We start from the raw sequence: 20961 nt of genomic DNA, 5'->3' as shown, positions 1-20961 counted from the left end.
GTTTTTTACCTTCTCGTGTGGAAGGTTCTTAGACATGAGGGCTTAGGAGGCAGAGCTAGACAAAGATGTTGAAAAATCAAAATGGATATATAGTCAATAAACAAAACCTAAGTGATAAACACTCCTCGTGAATCAAATGGAGCGAGGAGCTTTTATCACTTGTCTTTAATATTACAAAGTACTGCTCTCCTATTTGTACTATTTGATTGGTTTTTCTAGCACATATAAGTCTTCTTCTAAATTTGCAAGTTTATCTGCGACAAGTTTTCTAGCATCGCCTATTGCTTGATTATATATATGTGGTCCTAGTTCTTTTATCATTTCTTCAATTAAGCGCTCCGCTTGAAAACGGCCGATCTCCCCTAGCTCTTCTTCTTTAAAAAATTCTTGAATATGTTCTACAAGTGTTTCTTTTTTCTCATTTGGTAATTTCATAAAAGTCATATTATACAGCTCCTTTTTCGTTATTTGATAGAATATGGCGTAGTTTTCCCATTGAAAAACGCGTTCCTGGGCACGTTTTTGTTACCCCATCTAATTCACGATGACCGAGAACTTGCTCACTATCTAAAGAAAATTGATACATGAACTGTTTACATAGCCAATGCAAAGAAATCATTTGTACTGGTATTGGATCATATACATCAAAATTACCAGATATACAAATCCCAATACTACTCGTATTATAACCTTTCGCATGAGCTCCTATATGCAGTCCTCTTCCTTCGTAAATGGTGCCATCTTCCTCAATAAAATAATTATATCCTATCCCGCTCCATCCTCGATTATTTTGATGAAATTCATGTGTCTTATATACGTCCCAGCCATCTTCCGCTGTGTGATGAATAATAATATGTGTAACAGCTTGTAATGGCTGCAACGGATCACGAAAAGATAAATGCGCTTTCTGAATGTGCATAGTCTCACCCTTTACAAATGAATGATAATTGCGGTTTTATCATCTGGATGGATAAGCTGTTTCGCTTCTAATTTTTCTATTATTTTTAAGTATTTCTTAATACCATGTTCCCACACAAATTGTGCACTTATTTCTAGCGGCCACTCGAGATGAAACAAACCATCTGAACAAATAAATAGATTTGCAATTTCTTGTCGTAACAGTTCTCCTTGCTGAATAAGAGAAATTGCTTCATTCATCCCATTTGCAACAGAATATCCGTTTAGAGTATTTGCCATGTAACGATTGTATCGTAATTGCTCTTTTTTATCAGTAAATATTGCTTCATTTGGAACAGAAAGCCCCTTTTTACGATCTTCCTCGCGTTGTTGCTTTGCCCGTTTACTAATGCCTTTCACTGTATCTTCCGTAAGTACTTTAACTGACCCGTCAACAAATTTAGCAACAATCATACAATCTCCAAGCTGCGCATATTCTATTGTTTTATCTGTGATATGAATAGCAGCAATGCAAGTACACCAAAGTTGATCCTTTTTTGCCATATCAATATGATATAATTGCATTTTTTCTTGCAGTAACTGATTTGCTATAGCAACTTCAGTTTGTAATGAATACATATTCGAAATCGATTCAAAATGTTGTCGAAACAAATGAGAGGCTAAGTATGCTCCGTTATGCCCATTCTCATCTTGAAACTCAATAAGCGGCGTTGCCCCATCGCAAACACCATATAATTTTAAAGCTTCATTACAAATTAGTGCATCTTCGCATTCTTGTTTTAATGGACTTGTTTGTTGAAAAAGCTGGACCTTCATATCCCTCTCCCCCTAGAATAAATCGCTTTCAATTTTCGAACTAATCTAATTTCCCAAAATAAACTGTTTTCCCTCAAATCTTACAATCTCATATATAATTTTGAATTATTGTCAGTTTGTATATATAGCATCTTTAGTGAAGGACGGGAAAGGTATGTATCGATTACTTGGAGTGATTTTAGGATCTTTAGTTGTGGCACTATCTTTTAATCTTTTCCTTATTCCACACAAGATTTTAAGCAGTGGGATTAGCGGAATCGCAATGATCATTGGAATCTTAACTCCCTTTAATACCGGATTAGTAAACTTTTTACTAAACTTACCCATTCTTATTTTAGGGTATATTGGACTTGGAAAACGATTTATTGGTTATACAATCATATCCGTTATTACACTTTCGGCGGCATTATATGTGATTCCTGTACATGCAGTGGCAACAGATGCACTACTTTCTTCTTTATTTGGTGGTGTAATTGCCGGGGCAGGTATTGGCCTTGTTTTCAACTGCTACGGTTCAACGGGTGGTTTTGATGTTATTGGTATGTTACTTTCACGTAAAAAAGATATTCAACTTGGCGGATTCTTAATCGCACTTAATGCTATTGTAATCGTTATTTCTGGATTTTTCTTCGATTGGGATACTGCCTTAAACAGTTTATTATCTATTTTCGTTACAGGGAAAGTAATTGATGCAATCCACACGAAACATCGAAAAGTAACTCTAATGATTGTAACAAGTCAAGCAGAAGAAATGAAAGAAAAGCTCCTTTCAAGTCTTGTACGGGGCATTACATTACTTGATGGAGAAGGCGCATACTCAAATGAGAAGAAACGTGTACTAATGACTGTTATTTCTAGGGAAGAACTAGCAGGAATGAAAACTATGATTTCTGAAATTGATTCGCAAGCATTCGTGAATATTACAGAAACTGTGGAAGTATTAGGATTATTTAGAAGAGGATAAAAAAACGAGGTGGCATTGTATCCACCTCGTTTTTTTATCTATTTTTCCGTTCCATAAATTCAATTCGATTCCCAAATGGATCTAATACATAAAACCTTGTAACATCAGGACGTGCTGTATCGACTATAACAGCGACTCCTTTTTGTGTTAATTTTTCTTGGAAATATTCAATATGTTGAACATAAAACGCCGGATGAGCTTTTTTTGCAGGAGAAAATTTCTGCTCTACTCCAATGTGTAATTCTTAACTCCCACAGAGAAACCAACAACCTCCCCGCTTTCTTAGTTCTGCAGGCTTTGGAATTTCTTCTAATCCGAGTATATTTCCATAAAACGCACGCGCTTTTTCTTCACACCCCTCTGGTGCTGCTAATTGTACATGATCAATCCCTTGAATCTTAAACGTCATAACAATCTCCTCCCCTTTACTATCCTTATTATACCAAAGATTGTTTTAACAATAACTTTCATACCTATTATGAAGATGTACAAGCAAAACGAAAGAACCTCTCATTTTTTAAATCGTGAAATAAAACTTACAATTCAAAAATATTAAATGAGAAATTGACTATTTATCCTTATCACGTCTATACTCTTAAAGGATATAACATTAGCAGCGTTATATCTCTAAAATAAAATATAAACACAAGTTATATAAATACAAAAGGAAAAAATCGACATAAAATCTTCTTTCTTTTTAGGCAGGCGAGAGCATCTGGCCATGCCTAGAAGCGGTCATGTTGGATTTTGCATAGCACCGACTTATATGTCGAAAAATTAATATATATAAGTAGAGAGAACGAGGAAATCTGGCTGCGCATAGAAACGATCAGTGTCCTTTCCTGCTCATGCAAAGCTTAAAACAAAAGGAGAAAGCACATGCAGGTCATGTCTTGCTCTGCCTTGCAGCCACTTATATGCAGGAAAATTAAAATGACTTTATATAGTATAATCATTATTTAAAATTATTATATATATGCGGAGGAATCATTGATGCAAAGGAAAAGATTTACGTCTGTTAAAAAAAGCATATATCTAAAAAGACGCGCTACTATTACAAAAAATAGAATGAAAGAGACAAGAAACACAAAACAGAGTAAAGAAAATTTCATATTAACAAAACAACAATTAGATTCACTTCTTAAAGACACAATAGATGCTATTGTTGTTCTTGATTTAGAGCTTCGTGTGATGAAAGTAAACAAAGCTTTTGAAATTCTTTTCGGCTGGACTGAACAAGAAATACTTGGAGAAATCATACCTACTATTCCGGATTTCTCAAAAGATAAATACAACAAACTATATCAAGATCTAGCACATAATAAACTGTTTACGTCGAAAGAAACAATTAGACAACAAAAAAATGGGAATTTAATACACGTCACTAATTTTATCTCCCCTATTGTAAACACATATGGAGAAGTAGTAGCGTTTGTAAGTAGCTTAAGAGATATCACAGAAAAAAAGAAAATGGAACTTGCATTAAAAGAAAGTGAAAAACGCTTACGGACTCTTATAAATGCAATGCCAGCGTTTATTCTTTTGAAAGATGAAGAAGGAAGATGGCTTGAGGCTAACGATTATGCAATTTCTAGTTTAAAATTTGAAAATGTACCGTATCGTGGTAAAAAAGATAGTGAGCTCATCCAATATAATGAATCCTATCGTAACTCCTTCTTATACTGTGAAAAATCCGATCAATATGCATGGCAGAAACAAGAGAGCATGTGTCGTGAAGAAATTATTATTCATGCTGACTCCACTCCTATCATTCTTAACATTATAAAAGTTCCTCTTTTTCATCCTGATGGATCGCGAAAAGGGATTGTCATTATGGGACAAGATATTACAAATTTAAAGAAAACCGAAGAATTATTAAAAAAATCCGAAAAGCTCGCAGTTGTTGGACAGCTAACTGCTGGTATTGCCCATGAAATACGAAACCCCTTAACCTCTTTAAAAGGTTTTTTAAAATTGCTAGAACCTGATATAAACGAAAACAACAAATGGTATGTTGATATTATGCTAAGCGAAATTGCTCAAATGGAATCTATTACAAATCAATTTATGGCAATGTCTAAACCACAAGCTATATCCATACAACCTTATCAAATCCAAACATTAATCGAGGAAGTGGTAACATTTATTTCACCAACAGCAATGATGCATAATACACATATCACCATGAATCACACGTCTTCTTTACCAGCAATTCAATGTGATGGAAATCAGCTCAAGCAAGTATTCATTAACATATTAAAAAACGCAATGGAAGCAATGCCTCACGGAGGGACTATTTCCATTCAAACAATGAACATAGAAAATCATTCTATAGTAATTAGCATTACAGATGAAGGTTGTGGAATTCCACAAGATCGCATTTCACGCTTAGGTGAACCTTTCTATAGTTTGAAGGAAAAAGGAACTGGATTAGGTTTAATGATGTGCTATAAAATCATTGAAGAGCATAATGGGAAATTACAAATTACAAGTGAAGTAAATAAAGGGACAACTGTAGATATTCGGTTACCTATATTCCGAAAAACGACATAAAAAAGAAGAGCAAACAAAAAATTCACTTTCCTGTTTGCTCTTCTTTTTTATCTAAAATAGGCGAGAATACTCCCACCTCAAGGAATGTGAAGGGCGTAGCCCAATGAGTAGGTGGGGGATGAATCGCCTTCGGATAAGGGATGGCTATTTATCATCTCGATTGTCCGACTGTTCGAGTGCTACTTGTAATTCTAAAAGAATTTTAGGAAATCGTAATACTACTGTTTGTTTTTCCATGTCTTCACCTCTAAAATAATATACATAAGGAGGTGAAAGTCATGATTGTTAATAAAGCATACAAATTCCGTATATACCCAAACAAAAAACAAGAAATTTTAATCGCTAAGACGATTGGGTGTTCTCGCTTCGTATTCAATCGCTTTTTGGCACGTTGGAATGACACATACAAGGAAACAGGAAAAGGATTGACATATAATTCTTGTTCAGCAGAATTAACACAGTTGAAAAAGAAATTCATATGGCTAAAAGAAGTGGACAGTATTTCCCTGCAATCCGTACTCAAAAACCTTGCTGATGCGTTCACTCGTTTTTTCAAAAAACAAACGGATGCACCTCGCTTTAAGTCTAAAAAGAATAAGATCCAATCCTATACAACAAAACAAACAAACGGAAATATTGCGATTGCAGGAAATAAAATAAAATTACCGAAACTTGGCTTTGTTCGTTTTGCAAAATCAAGAGAAGTAGAAGGGCGTATTTTAAACGCTACCGTTAGACGTAATCCAAGCGGGAAATACTTTGTTTCAATTCTTGTTGAAACAGAAGTGCAACTATTAGAAAAAACAGGTTCGTCTGTTGGTGTTGATGTTGGATTAAAAGACTTTGCTATCCTTTCGACTGGTGAAGTATTTGGAAATCCTAAGTGGTTTCGTACATTGGAAAAGAAGTTGGCTGATGCACAGCGGATTCTTTCCAAACGTGTAAAAGGCTCTTCAAATTGGAATAAACAGCGTGTCAAAGTCGCTCGCATTCACGAACGAATCACCAACGCAAGAACAGACTACTTGCAAAAAATCTCTACCGAAATTGTCAAAAACCACGACATCATTGGTATTGAAGATTTGCAAGTGTCAAATATGCTAAAAAATCATAAATTAGCGAAAGCAATAAGTGAAGTATCTTGGTCACAATTTAGAACTATGCTTGAATACAAAGCAAAATGGTACGGCAAACAAGTCATTGCTGTGTCTAAAACATTCGCTTCCAGTCAGCTTTGTTCTTGTTGTGGCTACCAAAACAAAGACGTTAAGAATCTAAATCTTCGTGAATGGGCTTGCCCTTCTTGTGGCACGCACCATGACAGGGATATTAACGCAGGACAAAACCTTAAAAACGAAGCCGTAAGACTTCTAACCGTAGGAACTACGGGGTTAGCCTACTAAGATAACCAAAGGATACTTTGGTGTTCGTAGGAATCCCCCACTTCAAACAGTCCGCAAGGACGTTAAGTGGCGAGTAGTTCAAAAACAACCCTCCACTAACTTTCTATAATTGGAATTTACTCTAATAAGATGATACATATTTCATATTCTACTCATGGTTAACGCATTCTTACAAAAGCACAAATTCGGTTGTAGCTATGCATAACACATGAAACAAAACAATTCCATAACCAGCGAATAACGTTCACCACAATACTAGTTATACTTCCAATTAATGCGCTTCCTATAATATCAGATGGATAATGCTGCCCGCTCCAAATGCGGGAGAATCCTGTTAAAAACGCTAATAACCACATAAACCATCCTAACAAACGATTATAAAACAAAATAGAAGTTGCCACGGCAAACGAGAGCATCGTATGTTTGCTTGGAAATGAAGAATTCATTCCTGATGGAATTGGAGGTAATATATGCACATTATGATTTACAAAAGGGCGAGGTCTAAAATAAAATTGTTTTATAAAAAAATGAATAAGTAACGTTGTACATGCAGAGATTATTGCCTGTATCGTAATTTTTTTATAGAAACCACTACGAAACCACATTAAGATTAATAAAAGAACATATACATAACGCGCCTTTTGAGAAATCATTATCATAATGGCATCTACAGATGGATAACGGCCAACCAATCGGTTAATAGCTCTAAATATTTTGTAGTCCATAAGAGTATCTCCTTCAATTTCACTTCAAATATAATTCTTATTATTTCCATATAAAAAAGAACTATGTGTTAGGCTCCAAATAAAAAAATGGCGTAACTATATAAATTCATTTTAATTTTTCAACATATAAATCGCCGCTATGCAGAATACAATATGACCTGTACTTGTTTGCTCCCTTTGTTTTAAACCTCGCATGTGGCAGGAAAAGGCCTTGACCGCTCCTATGTGCGGCCAGGTGCTCTAGTCTCCTCCCTAAAAAGAAAGGTTTTTTTTAACTTGTATATAGAATGAAAAAGAGCTAACTCGTTATTCCGTTAAAACGAAATTTCGAATTGGCTCTTTTTTCTCATATATTTACTTGCTTACGTACCGTTTCACGTGACAGTAAAAAACTCATAATGACCTGTGCTGCAACGCGGCTTGTCATATCACGGAAATCAAGAGTTGGGTCGATTTCCACAATATCCATACCTGTTACAAGTGGTTCTTGCCCAAGCACTGTCATTGCATCCAGTAATGTCGTGCTATCCATACCACCTGGGCCGATTGCTGGACAGCCCGGCGCAAATGCTTGATCTAATACGTCCATATCAACAGAAACATAAATAGATGTTACCCCTTGATGACGCAGTAATTCAATACTTTCTGTAATGATATCTTTTATATGACGCTCTCTCACATGTTGCATCGTATATACCGTTACTCCATGCTCTTTTGCATATTCATGATACGTATGAGCATTAGAAAAGTTTCGAATTCCTATTTGTACTAATTGCTTTCCTGTAATGACATCATTCTCTAGTAAACTACGAAACGGTGTCCCGTTTGACGGCCCGCCATCTTCTAGATTACGTAAATCATGATGAGCATCAAATTGAATAATCCCAACTTTTCCTTTACTGCTTGCAAACCCACTTATACTCGGAAAACTAATAGAGTGATCTCCGCCAAGAACAATCGGTACCATCTGTGGGTTTGATTTTGTAAGACTTTCTAGCGTTTTCGCAATGCGAACATGACTTTCTTTTATATCCGTAACGTGCATTGTAATATCACCGCAATCATATAGGACACTTTTTTTCATATCATGCTCTTCTGTAATTGCATACGTACTATACGCATCTAACATTGCTCGAATTGTTTTTGGTGCAAAGCATGCACCCGAGTGACTAATTGATGGTTTGGAAAGCGGAGCACCAATTAATGCCCCGCCGAAGATTTTTTCACTCTCATCCCAATTCTTAATGATATCACTCCATTTCGTTACTTCACGATCAATAAACTTTGCATTTTTCTTTAAATAGTGGTCTTGCTCCACGCTTCTTCACCTCGTGTATATGCAATATTCCCTTGTTTCCATACTGTATTTACATGGCTGACACCATAATGGTACGGTACATAGGCATAATTGTATGCATCCCACAATACGATATCTGCCTTACGCCCAACACGGATTTTCCCAGCAACATCACCGCGATTAATCGCATACGCTGAGTTTACTGTTACAGCGTTCCACACCTCTTCTGGTGTCATTTTTAGTTTTAACATTGCAATGCTCATAATAAGTTGAATATTTTCGGTCGGGCAACTACCAGGATTAAAATCAGTCGCTAAAGCTACCGCTACACCATCATCAATCATTTTACGCCCTCTAGCAAAACTTTCTTTATTTAAATAGAATGTTGTCCCTGGAAGTAATACAGCAACTGTATTCGAATTTGCTAACATTTCAATCCCTTTATCAGATGCCCCGACTAAATGATCAGCTGATGCTGCACCAATTTCTGCAGCCGCTTCTGCACCGCCAAGCGGATCAATTTCATCTGCATGAATTTTCACATCAAAACCAAGTTCTTTCGCTTTACGTAAAAATTCTTTTGATTCTTCAACAGAGAATACTCCTGTTTCACAGAAAATATCAACAAACTCTGCTAATTGTTTTTCTTTGATTTCTGGTAATAAATCGAGCATCCACTGTAAAAATTCTTTCGATTTTCCCTTATACTCTTTTGGCACTGCATGAGCTCCTAAAAATGTTGACACAACATCAATTGGATGCTGCTTCTGAACCTCTGCTGCAGCTTCTAATTGTTTCCACTCTGTTACATCATCTAATCCATATCCGCTCTTCGCTTCCATTGTTGTTACACCAAAAGATAACATGCGATCTAAATGGAATTTTGCTTTTTCAACAAGTTCTTCTTTCGTCGCTTTTTTTGTAGCATTTACAGTAGAAAGAATGCCGCCGCCTTGTTCTAAAATTTCTAAGTACGGAACGCCTTGTAATTTAAGAGCAATTTCATTTTCACGAGAACCACCAAATACAAGATGTGTATGCGGATCAACAAGACCTGGTGAAACCATTTTCCCTTTGCAATCCACAACTTCTTTTGCATGTAATTCTTTTGCTTCTTCCATTGTTCCTACAAAAGTGATCACACCATTTTCAATACCTACCGCACCGTTTTCAATGACAGGAAGCGTATTCATCGCTTCCCGCCGCAGTAATCCATCTTCTTGATCCATTGTTAATAATTGGCCAATATTTGTTAGTAAAATGTCTAACATCGTTTTCCCCCCTTACTTCATCATCGGAATGTTAACGCCTTTTTCTTTTGCTGTTTGCACCGCAAGATCATATCCAGCATCAACGTGACGAACTACACCCATTCCAGGATCAGAAGTTAAGACGCGCTCAATTCGTTTTGCTGCTGCTTCTGTTCCGTCTGCAACAATAACCATTCCCGCATGAAGAGAATATCCCATACCAACACCGCCGCCGTGGTGAACAGACACCCAGCTTGCGCCGTTTACACTGTTAATTAACGCATTTAAAATTGGCCAGTCAGCTACCGCATCACTGCCATCTTTCATTGCTTCTGTTTCACGGTTTGGTGAAGCAACAGATCCGCAATCTAAATGATCGCGACCGATAACGATTGGTGCAGATAATTCACCATTTGCTACCATTTCATTAATAATACGGCCAAATTTCGCACGCTCTCCGTATCCTAACCAACAAATACGTGATGGAAGCCCTTGGAATTCAACTTGGTCACGTGCCATACGAATCCAATTACATAAATGCTCATTATCAGCAAATTCACGTAAAATAACTTCATCTGTTTTATAAATATCTTCTGGATCACCAGAAAGTGCTACCCAGCGGAATGGTCCTTTTCCTTCACAGAATAGTGGACGAATAAATGCTGGAACGAATCCTGGGAAATCGAACGCATTTTTTAAGCCTTCATCGTATGCAACTTGGCGAATATTATTTCCATAATCAAATGCAATTGCACCGTTCTTTTGCATATCAAGTATTGCTTCTACATGCTTTTTCATACTTTCTTTTGATAATTGAACATAACGATCTGGATCCTCTTGACGAAGTACCGCTGCTTCTTCTAATGAATATCCAACTGGAACATAACCATTTAACGGATCATGTGCAGATGTTTGGTCTGTTACTAAGTCTGGTGTAATGCCGCGTTTTACAAGATGCGGTAAAATTTCAGCTGCATTCCCTAATAATCCAATCGAGATTGGCTCTTTCTTTTCTTTATACTCCTTTGCAACCGTTAATGCTTCTTCAAGAGATTCTGTATACATATCACAATACCTTTTTTCAATGCGGCGATCGATGCTGCGCTTATCAACGTCGATTGCAATAACAACCCCACCGTTCATTGTAACAGCAAGCGGCTGTGCTCCGCCCATTCCACCAAGACCAGCAGTAATTGTTAATGTTCCTTTTAATGAACCGCCAAAATGCTGACGTGCTGCCTCACCAAATGTTTCGTAAGTTCCTTGTAGAATTCCTTGCGTACCAATATAAATCCAGCTACCAGCTGTCATTTGTCCGTACATCATTAAACCTTTTTGCTCAAGCTCACGGAAATGCTCCCAATTTGCCCATTTTGGCACTAAGTTTGAGTTTGCTAGAAGAACGCGCGGTGCATCTTCATGAGATTTGAAAATTGCCACTGGTTTCCCAGATTGAACTAATAACGTTTCATCGCTTTCTAAATTTTTAAGAGATTCTACAATTGCATGATAGCTATCCCAATTACGAGCAGCACGGCCGATACCACCATATACAACAAGCTCTTCTGGCTTTTCTGCTACTTCAGGATCAAGGTTATTCATAAGCATACGAAGTGCCGCTTCTTGTACCCAACCTTTTGCATGTAATTCAGTACCTCTTGGCGCGCGGATTGTTTGTTTTACGTTTTCCATTGTAATCTCTCCCCTATTATAGTGTTGTATTTACATTTAAACGGTCCATTGTCCAATTTGTTGTTTTTAACCAATGAGCCGTGTTTTCAATATCTGTTGAAAAAATACGATCGTTTGTAATAGATGGTACAATTTGGCGAACTTGATGATAAAACGCTCTCGTTGACGTACTCATTTGTTCAACACCGCGATACTCAGCTGCTTGCATCGCACAAATTGTTTCAATCGCTAATACGCGGCGTACATTTTGAATAATTTGATGTGCATGACGCGACGCAATTGTTCCCATACTTACGTGATCTTCTTGATTTGCTGATGATGGAATCGAATCTACGCTCGCTGGATGAGCTAACGTTTTATTTTCCGAAACAAGTGATGCTGCTGCATATTGCATAATCATCGCACCAGATTGAAGACCTGGTTCTGGACTTAAAAATGGTGGTAAATCGTTTAACTGCGGATTGACAAGTCTCTCAATGCGGCGTTCAGAAATATTCGCAAGCTCTGCCATTCCTATTTTTAGGAAGTCCATCGCAAATGCAATTGGCTGTCCGTGGAAATTACCTCCAGAAATTACTTTTTGACCGCCCTCAAAAATAAGCGGATTGTCTGTTGCAGCATTCATTTCAATTTCTAATTTTTCTTTCACATAATTCAACACTTGCCAAGATGCTCCGTGCACTTGCGGGATGCAGCGAAGTGAATACGCATCTTGTACACGAAGTTCTCCCTGCTTTGTAACAAGTTTGCTATCATGAAGCACATTACGAATACGATTGGCAACTTCTACTTGCTCTTTATATCCACGCGCAAGATGAACGTCTTCATCAAATGCATCAATAATGCCTTGTAACCCTTCAATTGTCATGGAAGCAATTAATTCTGCTTGATAAGCAATTGCCTCTGCTTCTAAATAGGCAACAATACCTTGTGCTGTCATTGCTTGTGTTCCGTTAATAAGCGCCAAACCTTCTTTTGCTTCTAATGTAATTGGTTCTAATCCTTCTTTTGTTAGAGCGATCATCGTATGGACACGCTCACCTTTATAAAACACTTCTCCTTCTCCTAATAAAGCAAGCGCAAGATGCGAAAGCGGTGCTAAATCTCCGCTTGCTCCAAGTGAACCTTGCTGCGGAACAACGGGATGAATTTGACGATTTACTAGTTCAAGAAGCATATTTACAACAAGTGGTCTAACACCAGAAACTCCCTTCAGCATTGTGTTCGCACGCAGCACAAGCATAGCGCGTGACACTTCTTCAGAGAAAGGTTCACCAACACCACATGCATGAGATAGAATTAAGTTATGTTGAAGTGCTTTTACATCTTCTTTTTGAATAAGGACATCGCTAAATTTTCCAAAACCTGTTGTAATGCCATAAACGACTTTACCTTCTTCAACAATTTGTTCTACTGCTTGCCTGCATTCTGTAACTTTTTGCATACTATTTGGACAAGCAGTTACCTGCTCTCCTTCAAACAGTATTCGTTTCATTTCTTGTAGTGTTAATGAATGTCCAGTTAATGTAATCATGATTTTCCTCCTTTAAACAGCACAAGGGGACCTTACCTTTTTAAGACAGACTAATGTCCTAAAAAGTTGTAAGGCCCCCTTTTAACTAATTAACTATGGGCAGTTTTTTATATGTGATTAATACCTAATCCAATCGCCTCATGCTCTGATCCCTTCACAGGCGCACCTATCGTACCATATAGTGCAACAGCAATCCATTCGCCTTCTTTCTCACCGTCGTATGGCGTGCCGCGCACAATCGCAAATCGAAGCCCTACTGTACGAAGAACGTCTGCTAACTGAATTTGTCCTCTCGTTACTCCGTACAACGCTTCCATAATTGCATGGTAAAGCGCATGTGTTTCTCTGTAAACGTCTGTTTCAATAACATGGTTACTACGTGCAGCTGTTTCCATTGCAGCAACAACTTTTTGCGAATTCATTGAACCGACTTTGCCCGTACAATATTTCCAGCCCTTAGGAAGAGATAAAATCGGGCTCTCGTGTTCCTCCGCAAGTGCAAGCAGCATCGCCATGCGACCAATTCGTTGTGTTCCATGAAGAAGCATGTGACTCTCTCTTTTCTTTTGAATTGTTTAAATATTTCTTAATTTAAGAATATATGAAAACGCTTAAATCGTCAATGGTTAAATTATAATGATTTAGATAAATCGAAATTAAAAAACAGCATAAAACCATTCTTTTTCGGTGGGCGAGAGCATCTGGCCGTGCATAAAAGCGGTCAGGGCCTTTTTCTGCCACGTGCGAGGTTCAAACAAAGGGAGAAAGAAAGTAGCAGGCTCCTTTTTTCTGCATAGCAGCAATCTATATGTCGAAAGATCAAAATAGTTTCATATAGTTGAATAAAATTTGACCTGTAACATTATCAACTGTGTACACAATTTATTTACAGAAAAATTTCAAGCGTGCTATAGTCACACTAACAGTTTAGAGGAGGAGACAAATGGTCAAAAGAAAAGATATTCACTTTAGAATCTGTGAAAAATTATTAGAAAGATTTGATGCAGCTTTAACATATGAAGATCTTAACAAAACAGAGGTATTAACGCATGCCATTCAAAATTTTTGCATACAAGCGGAATCTCAAAAATTGAATGATGTAAAACGTCAATATTCAGTGAATGACCATTTACGAGTGCGAATCGATACACATCGGAGGTATGAAGAAAAACAAGTAGACTTAGACCAAAATGTAATTTCTCATTTACAATTAACTGGAACTGAGAAAATATTAGATATTGGCTGTGCGACTGGAGAATTTCTTATAGCATTACAACAACAGGGACATCAAGGCCCGCTTACAGGACTAGATCAATCCTCGACTATGATTCAAGAAGCAAAAAGGAACAGCAAAAACACAAAGAAACCTATTGAATGGATAGTTGGAAACGCAACAAAACTACCTTTTCCCGATCATTTTTACGACTGGATTGTTGCCCGTCACATGCTCTATCATGTAACCGATGTCGAAAAAACAGTTCAAGGGTTTAGAAACATTATTCGGCCAAATGGTAGCTTTCTCGCTACAACAAATTCCAATAACTCATTACCACGCATAGAAGAGATGTGTAACCGAATGTTACTAGCATTTGAATTACCTGAAAAATCACCTACAACTAGTCCATTTTGTTTAGAAAACGGTAAAGAGATATTAAGTTCGGTTTTTCCCGATGTTGAGGAAACCGTTATTCACAATGCACTTCTTTTCCATGAAGCAGCGCCTATTGTAAATTATATAGCAAGCATGTTCCCATCACTAAATATACCAGATGATTTGAACTTACATACAGAGATGAAAAAATGGTTACAAATTGAAATAGAACAGGTCTTATCACATCATAACGGTATATGGCGTGATCCGAAAGCTGTGGCGATTTATCGTTGTAGAAAATAATTGAATTTGTATATATGCTAGTAAAGCTGTCTCTTCTAAAGACAGCTTTCTTTTATAAAAAAGCTCCTTCTCTTGTCACTCTATTATTCTTTCAACACATTTTCTATCACGATATTTCTTTTCCCGCGATAAAAGTCGGATTTATGTTCTGTATATACCCCGCAATATTTAGCTATGGCAAGTCCAAAGTCAACAAATGCATGTCCTTGTGCTGTAATAATATTTTTATGATGAACTATACCTTCATATGTAAAATGAGTTTTAGAAAAACAATCTAACTTTCTATAATCTAATGTGACCGTATACGGAACATACTGTAGAATACCAGCAGCTGCTAATACAAATGGTCCTCCGCATATCGCAGCAATTAGCTTCTCTTGTTTATACATTTGACGTATGAGCTCAAATAATACTTCTGAATCTTTTACGTGCACTACATCGCCACCAGGAATAATAATTCCTTCATAATCATCTACACATATTTCACTTAATTCATAATGTGGTTGCACTTGTAATCCTGTTTCACTTACAACCATATCTTTCGTTAACCCAACTGTTTCCACTATATAAAAATCTTTCAAGACAGCAGTAGCAACTGTAATTTCAAATTCCGCGAAAGTAGGATAAATCAAAACCAATATTTTGTTCATCATCTTATAGTCTTCCCTAACCATTTTATAAAATCGTATTCTACTTCCTCTACTGACTTTACATCTACATTCAAATATGTAACTGGAAATTGTTCATACCAGCTTTTCTCTATTTCTATTAATTTCATTTGCTCTTCAAATGTGCTTCGTTGTCTTATATCAGATTCTTTTCTTTTTTGTAGTACTTCTGTTGAAGCTGTTAAATAGAAAATGGCCTGTGAGCGACATTTTCGTAGTTCTCTTAATTCATTTGACATTTCTTTTTCAATGTCCCAATCTTTCCCTATTAATTTTGGATAGTACAATGTATAAAACTCAATATCTTCTGGTCCACGATCAAAAATAGTAGTGCCATTAGATAGCTGCCGAAACTCTTCTATTTTCGCTTCGATAAAAAGTTTCTGATTTGTGATAAAACCTTCTTTCGTACCAATATCTAAATGCATTGCTTTTCTCTTTTCAACAATCGGATATGGATTTTCATATATAACCCTCATCCCTCTTTGTTCCAATCTTTTTGCTAATGTTGTTTTCCCACTCGCCATAGGCCCTTGTAATGAAATAATACGTTTCATTTCCCTCATCCTTTTTATCCAAAAGCTTCTTATCATTCTTTAAAGCTTTTAACCTAATCCTCACTTTTTGTTCACTCTTTGAGCCACTCCCTCCTTTCATATGGGTCGAATGCACTCAACCTTCTAAAGATTTATTAACAGCTTCAACAGCATGTATGAAAGTCGTATCAAATAATGGAACGCTAGAATCCTCTTGTTTAACTAATAACCCGATTTCTGTGCAACCTAATATAATTCCTTCAGCTCCGTTATAAACTAAACGCTCAATTACTTTTTTGTAGTAATCTCTTGATTTTTGAGACACTTTTCCTAAACATAATTCCTCATAAATCACTTTATTTACAATTTCTCTATCATTTTCATTTGGAACAATCACGTTTATACCATTTGATTCTAATCTGGATTTATAAAATTCCTGCTCCATCGTATATTTTGTTCCAAGTAAACCTACCGTACTAATTCCTTCCTTTTTTACTTGATTAGCTGTAGCATCAGCAATATGTAAAATAGGGATATTGATTTTTTCTTTTATGTCATCTACAACCTTGTGCATCGTATTTGTGCATATGACAATAAAATTAGCTCCACCTTTTTCTAATGAACATGCAGCTTCACCCAATATTTCACCAGCTTGTTTCCAGTTACCCTTTGATTGATAACGTTCAATTTCTTCAAAGTCAACGCTATATAAAAGGCATTTTGCTGAATGCAATCCTCCTAATTTTCTTTTTACTTCTTCGTTAATAACCCGATAATACTCTACAGTTGATTCCCAACTCATCCCACCAATAAGGCCAATATTTTTCATAATTTTCCTCCTTGTCAAAAATCTTCCTTGTTAATTATATATAATTTTCGAAATTATAAGCAATATACTTATCACCTTGTTTCCTTTTTCTATCTGTCTTATAATAAAAAACAGAGATTAAATTGAACGTATTTTTCCACTATGTAAGCTTGGAAGTCCAAGCTTACATTATTTTTTGCTTTTCCTTTTCTTTTAAAAGGAGTATACTGAAAAGGAACATATGTTCTTTTTACTACATACAGTAAGGAGTTTGAACAATGGTATACGACACAAAAGTACAATCATGGAACTACACATTGAAGCAATTACAAAAGCATTATACTGGAGCAGCAGTTGAAAATCGCAAGCAGTTTGAAGACATGGAACTAATGACTTTCTTTCAAGACAACGAATATATTGCCCTTCCTACACATATTAGCGGCTTATCAGCAGCACGCTTTACTTCTTACTCTATTTTCACTAACGATGACAAAGATCGCAAAGTTGGCACGCTTATCATTGAATATTTAGAAGATGATAATGACATATTATGTGTTGAACAATTATACTTCGTTTAACTCACCACGCTTGGTCACAATGACCAAGCGTTCTTGATTTCTATCAATTTCACTGCTTATAATACTAGTAAAGGAAAACTGCTATCATAAAGGAGGGTTCTATTTGCTCGAAGGGTGGTTCAGTTGGTTTATTGTCATATGGACGGTTATTTTACTAGGACTTATGTCCATTGGTGGATATTTTATGTTCCGAAAATTCTTAAAACGTTTACCAAAAGAAGATGGCATGTCTATTTTAGATTGGGAAGAGCATTACATTAATCAAACACGGCACTTATGGGATGAAGAGCAAAAACAATTATTAGAGGAACTTGTAAGTCCAGTTCCTGAACTTTTCCGCGATGTTGCAAAATCTAAAATTGCCGGTAAAATCGGAGAGTTAGCTTTAGAAGAGAAAGCATCGGAAATAACTGAAGATTTAATTATTAAAGGATATATTATAGCAACTCCAAAGCGAGATCACAAATTTTTAATTAAAAAGTTAAAAGAAAAGCAAATTGATTATTCTAATTACAGATCTTTGCTTGCAAAATAAGTTGTCCCCACCTATCTTCCTCGCTTCTCTCTCAATCTTGATGTTTGGGGTCTTACTGCCCACGAATAGCGGGATAAATCTATTCTTTACTTTATTAATAAAAAAAGATTGCCAATTCTACAGGCAATCTTTTTTCATTAAACTGCTTAATCTATAATATATTTTATTTCACTAGAAGTTTGTAGTACTTCATCTAAAATGCCTTGAGCTTCTATAACCCCATCCTTTAAAACAATAATCTGATCTGCCTTTTCAAGAATCATCCTCTTATTAGATACAATGACGCAACTTGCCTTATTGTTAGCAATTAACCTTGTCCACAGTAATGTTTCCGTTTTTATATCAAGTGCACTGGAAATATCATCAAAAACTAGAAGCTGTGGATCTCTCACAAACGTACGCGCAGCTGCGACTCTTTGAATTTGGCCCCCTGATAGTTTAGTTCCTTTTGATCCTATCATTGTATCTAATCCATTCTCTAATTTAGCAATATCCTTTTCTAAAACAGCAGATTTTATGGCTGCTTCTAAATCTACCTCTTCTTCTCGCAATCCTAAAAGGATATTGTTTTTCACAGTATCACTAAAAAGATTGGGAACTTGCGCGTTATATGCACTAATTGGCGGGGAAAAGAAGTGCTTTACATCATTAACTTGCTCTCCATTCCAATATACTTCTCCAGAGTCCATCGGTAAAAGTCCAATTAAGGATTTAATAAGCGTACTTTTTCCTGATCCTGTCCGTCCACAAATTACTAAAATTTCTCCTTTTTTTAATGTGAAATTTATGTTCTTTATTCCAGTTTCCAATCCACTATATAGATATGTTAATCCCTTTACCTCTAAAACTCTTAAATCCTTTTCTAGACCTTCATCATATCTCGTCACCTGACGTTGTCCATCCTTTTCATTAGAAAAATACTCTTGATTATTCTTTAAGAAGATTTCCTTATGTGTTACTAAATTTTCTGGTGCTTCTCTCATACTAACTTGATTCAGTATGTTACGATATCCAACTTTCGTTTGCTTAAAATAAACAATAAAGTTTCCTAATGACTCAATACTATCAGTAATAAAAACTAAATAGTAAACAAATATACTAAAATCACCAACAGTGAATTTACCAGTACTAATAGAACTTGCACACAAAAGTAAAATTACCCCTGTCCCTATATTTGATACATTATTATATATTGAATCTATTAATTGAGTTAACATAGAATCTTTAATCATTGCCTTATGTCTTCTTTGATTTAATTCACTTAAGTTCAACATAATATCCTTTTTAGCACCCGATGATTTAATTAACAATATAGATTCAAATATTTCTCCTATAGCTGCATTCACAGTTCCAGTTGCTTTTCTACCTTCTTCCCTATTTTTTTCGATATTTTTTTCAGACTTTTGAGCCAATAGAATCACGATCACAAGAGGTATAAAAACGAATACAGTGATTTTATCATCAATTAAAAATAAGATAACAATAGCACCTAACGCACGAATGCTTTGTCCTATTATTGTAGGTAACCAAGAAATACATGTTCCAATCTGCGACACATCATCCCTAAAAGAATTTAAAACTTCTCCTACAGGGGTTTCTATTGCTTTTCCACCATGTTTTTTTAATATAGAACTTAACATATTTCTTTTTAGTAATGTATTTATATAAAATCCATGTGTAGCCGTTTTGCTAAAATATACCCACATAATGAATATATGAACACATGCGACTACTCCCATAAGCCCTATTAGCTCATATACACCAAATATAGAAGTACTTTTCCCACCAATAACATCAAAAAATTCTTTAATAAGTATTCCTTCTATGATTGGTATACTCCCTATTACAAACTCCATCAAAATAATCACTGTGTAAAGAATTGGTTTATATTTGATCAAGCTCCATAAAAATTGACTCTCTCTTACGTTCTGCTCCATTATACAAGCACCTCTTCTACACCACGTTGAAGCAACTGATGATATTTCGTACTTTCGTCTTCTAAAAGTGTTTTTCTTTCCCCAAATTCGACTACTTTACCATTCTCAAGAAGTAAGATATCTTGCGCCCTATTAAGAGTTGAAAGTCTGTGCGCAATTATGATGCATGTCCTATTCTTTAAAAGTTTATCTAGGGCACTATCAATGAGCTGCTCAGTCGCAGAATCTACCCTTGATGTAGCTTCATCAAAAATAATAAGTGTTGGCTTCTTATGAAACACCCTAATAAATGATAATAATTGAGCTTCTCCAGATGATAAACTCTTACTACCTAGTTCTAAATAAGTATCTAATCCATTCGATAAGCTTTCATACCAATCTTGAAATCCTAATTCGTATATGATTTTTATAATATCCTCATCTTTAATATCTTTATTAAACAATGTTATATTATCTCTAACTGTAGCTGTTAATATTTGAACGTCCTGCGTTATATACGCTATATTTTTAGCAATCTCTTCTTCCCTTATTAAAGTTATATTTTTATTATTTAATAATATTTCTCCGCTTTTTATGTCATACATTCTTACAATGAGGCGAGCTAATGATGTTTTACCGCTTCCAGTATGACCTAAGACACCAAGAGTTCTCCCGCCATCTACTTGAATAGAAACATCTTTTAATACATCTATTCCTTCTTTATATTGAAAATCTACATTATTGAATTTTATATGTAATGGCTTTGAAGAATCTAATGTTTCTTCTCCATACTTCAGCGATGACTTTGTCATAAATAAATCATTTACTCTCACAAAACTTGCCCCTGCCACCTGCAATTCTTGAATATTCACTC

20 protein-coding genes and 1 pseudogene are annotated in these 20961 nt (G+C 35.9%); 6 read left to right on the top strand and 15 right to left on the bottom strand.

The window, feature by feature from the left end; genetic code table 11:
* Window positions 1–198: 198 nt before the first annotated feature.
* Genes ACIGHG_RS06195 through ACIGHG_RS06185 form a run of 3 tightly spaced genes read right to left on the bottom strand, consistent with a single transcriptional unit; the run spans window position 199 to window position 1734 of the window.
* Window positions 199–444: a DUF2164 domain-containing protein gene (locus ACIGHG_RS06195; RefSeq protein WP_090913175.1), complete on the bottom strand. Its 246-nt coding sequence runs from the start codon at window positions 442–444 to the stop codon at window positions 199–201.
* A gap of 1 nt (window position 445) precedes the next feature.
* Entirely contained in the window at window positions 446–919 is a 474-nt protein-coding gene (locus tag ACIGHG_RS06190) for a peptidoglycan recognition protein family protein (protein ID WP_336472464.1), read from the bottom strand.
* Window positions 920–930: 11 nt separating this feature from the next.
* On the bottom strand, window positions 931–1734 hold the full coding sequence (locus ACIGHG_RS06185) for a protein phosphatase 2C domain-containing protein (RefSeq protein ID WP_336472463.1): 804 nt from the start codon (window positions 1732–1734) through the stop codon (window positions 931–933).
* Between the two features lie 154 nt (window positions 1735–1888).
* On the opposite strand from ACIGHG_RS06185, the gene ACIGHG_RS06180 reads away from it, so the two are divergent.
* Window positions 1889–2698: a YitT family protein gene (locus ACIGHG_RS06180; RefSeq protein ID WP_396547607.1), complete on the top strand. Its 810-nt coding sequence runs from the start codon at window positions 1889–1891 to the stop codon at window positions 2696–2698.
* Window positions 2699–2732: 34 nt separating this feature from the next.
* On the opposite strand, the pseudogene ACIGHG_RS06175 reads toward ACIGHG_RS06180, so the two are convergent.
* Window positions 2733–3107, bottom strand: a pseudogene (locus ACIGHG_RS06175) (VOC family protein).
* A gap of 584 nt (window positions 3108–3691) precedes the next feature.
* On the opposite strand from ACIGHG_RS06175, the gene ACIGHG_RS06170 reads away from it, so the two are divergent.
* Both ACIGHG_RS06170 and tnpB read left to right on the top strand, forming a co-directional pair.
* Complete coding sequence (locus tag ACIGHG_RS06170; RefSeq protein ID WP_396547605.1) at window positions 3692–5251, top strand: PAS domain-containing sensor histidine kinase; 1560 nt, start codon at window positions 3692–3694, stop codon at window positions 5249–5251.
* Window positions 5252–5529: 278 nt separating this feature from the next.
* Window positions 5530–6654 (top strand): IS200/IS605 family element RNA-guided endonuclease TnpB, encoded by a 1125-nt coding sequence (gene tnpB / locus ACIGHG_RS06165; RefSeq protein ID WP_396547603.1) that lies wholly within the window; start codon window positions 5530–5532, stop codon window positions 6652–6654.
* A gap of 158 nt (window positions 6655–6812) precedes the next feature.
* Here tnpB and ACIGHG_RS06160 read toward each other — a convergent pair whose 3' ends face one another.
* The 6 genes from ACIGHG_RS06160 to hutP all read right to left on the bottom strand — a co-directional run bounded on the left by ACIGHG_RS06160 (window position 6813) and on the right by hutP (window position 13700).
* Window positions 6813–7379 (bottom strand): undecaprenyl-diphosphatase, encoded by a 567-nt coding sequence (locus ACIGHG_RS06160; RefSeq protein ID WP_336472461.1) that lies wholly within the window; start codon window positions 7377–7379, stop codon window positions 6813–6815.
* Window positions 7380–7725: 346 nt separating this feature from the next.
* A complete protein-coding gene (gene hutG, locus ACIGHG_RS06155; RefSeq protein ID WP_396547601.1) occupies window positions 7726–8697 on the bottom strand; it encodes a formimidoylglutamase in 972 nt (323 codons plus the stop codon).
* Entirely contained in the window at window positions 8676–9947 is a 1272-nt protein-coding gene (hutI, locus tag ACIGHG_RS06150) for an imidazolonepropionase (RefSeq protein ID WP_396547599.1), read from the bottom strand. Before hutI ends, hutG begins: the two co-directional genes overlap by 22 nt.
* 12 nt (window positions 9948–9959) lie before the next feature.
* Window positions 9960–11618: a urocanate hydratase gene (gene hutU, locus ACIGHG_RS06145; protein ID WP_090913155.1), complete on the bottom strand. Its 1659-nt coding sequence runs from the start codon at window positions 11616–11618 to the stop codon at window positions 9960–9962.
* Window positions 11619–11634: 16 nt separating this feature from the next.
* The gene (hutH, locus tag ACIGHG_RS06140; protein WP_336472457.1) at window positions 11635–13152 is read right to left on the bottom strand and encodes a histidine ammonia-lyase; all 1518 of its coding nucleotides are present in this window, start codon (window positions 13150–13152) and stop codon (window positions 11635–11637) included.
* Between the two features lie 107 nt (window positions 13153–13259).
* The gene (hutP, locus tag ACIGHG_RS06135) at window positions 13260–13700 is read right to left on the bottom strand and encodes a histidine utilization transcription antiterminator HutP (RefSeq protein WP_336472456.1); all 441 of its coding nucleotides are present in this window, start codon (window positions 13698–13700) and stop codon (window positions 13260–13262) included.
* Between the two features lie 395 nt (window positions 13701–14095).
* Between hutP and ACIGHG_RS06130 the strand changes: the two genes are divergently transcribed.
* On the top strand, window positions 14096–15046 hold the full coding sequence (locus ACIGHG_RS06130; protein ID WP_336472455.1) for a class I SAM-dependent methyltransferase: 951 nt from the start codon (window positions 14096–14098) through the stop codon (window positions 15044–15046).
* 83 nt (window positions 15047–15129) lie between these two features.
* On the opposite strand, the gene ACIGHG_RS06125 is transcribed toward ACIGHG_RS06130, so the two are convergent.
* The 3 genes from ACIGHG_RS06125 to ACIGHG_RS06115 all read right to left on the bottom strand — a co-directional run bounded on the left by ACIGHG_RS06125 (window position 15130) and on the right by ACIGHG_RS06115 (window position 17079).
* Window positions 15130–15696, bottom strand: coding sequence for a DJ-1/PfpI family protein (locus ACIGHG_RS06125; RefSeq protein ID WP_336472584.1), 567 nt, complete (start codon window positions 15694–15696; stop codon window positions 15130–15132).
* Entirely contained in the window at window positions 15696–16271 is a 576-nt protein-coding gene (locus tag ACIGHG_RS06120) for an AAA family ATPase (protein WP_336472454.1), read from the bottom strand. Before ACIGHG_RS06120 ends, ACIGHG_RS06125 begins: the two co-directional genes overlap by 1 nt.
* Window positions 16272–16386: 115 nt before the next feature.
* Window positions 16387–17079, bottom strand: coding sequence for an aspartate/glutamate racemase family protein (locus tag ACIGHG_RS06115; protein WP_336472453.1), 693 nt, complete (start codon window positions 17077–17079; stop codon window positions 16387–16389).
* Window positions 17080–17336: 257 nt separating this feature from the next.
* On the opposite strand from ACIGHG_RS06115, the gene ACIGHG_RS06110 reads away from it, so the two are divergent.
* Complete coding sequence (locus ACIGHG_RS06110) at window positions 17337–17636, top strand: hypothetical protein (protein ID WP_090913147.1); 300 nt, start codon at window positions 17337–17339, stop codon at window positions 17634–17636.
* Between the two features lie 103 nt (window positions 17637–17739).
* Window positions 17740–18171, top strand: coding sequence for a DUF2621 domain-containing protein (locus tag ACIGHG_RS06105; RefSeq protein WP_336472452.1), 432 nt, complete (start codon window positions 17740–17742; stop codon window positions 18169–18171).
* Window positions 18172–18317: 146 nt separating this feature from the next.
* Here the strand turns inward: ACIGHG_RS06105 and ACIGHG_RS06100 are convergent, their stop codons facing one another.
* Together ACIGHG_RS06100 and ACIGHG_RS06095 are read right to left on the bottom strand one after the other, a co-directional pair.
* Window positions 18318–20108: an ABC transporter ATP-binding protein gene (locus ACIGHG_RS06100; protein WP_396547596.1), complete on the bottom strand. Its 1791-nt coding sequence runs from the start codon at window positions 20106–20108 to the stop codon at window positions 18318–18320.
* Window positions 20108–20959 (bottom strand): ATP-binding cassette domain-containing protein, encoded by an 852-nt coding sequence (locus ACIGHG_RS06095; RefSeq protein ID WP_336472449.1) that lies wholly within the window; start codon window positions 20957–20959, stop codon window positions 20108–20110. The genes ACIGHG_RS06100 and ACIGHG_RS06095 overlap by 1 nt, the downstream gene beginning before the upstream one ends.
* Between the last annotated feature and the right edge of the window lie 2 nt (window positions 20960–20961).

This window comes from Bacillus sp. NPDC077411, from assembly GCF_044543425.1.
Classification (GTDB): Bacteria; Bacillota; Bacilli; order Bacillales; family Bacillaceae_G; genus Bacillus_A; species Bacillus_A bruguierae.
This window is presented reverse-complemented; position numbering and strand designations above follow the sequence as displayed.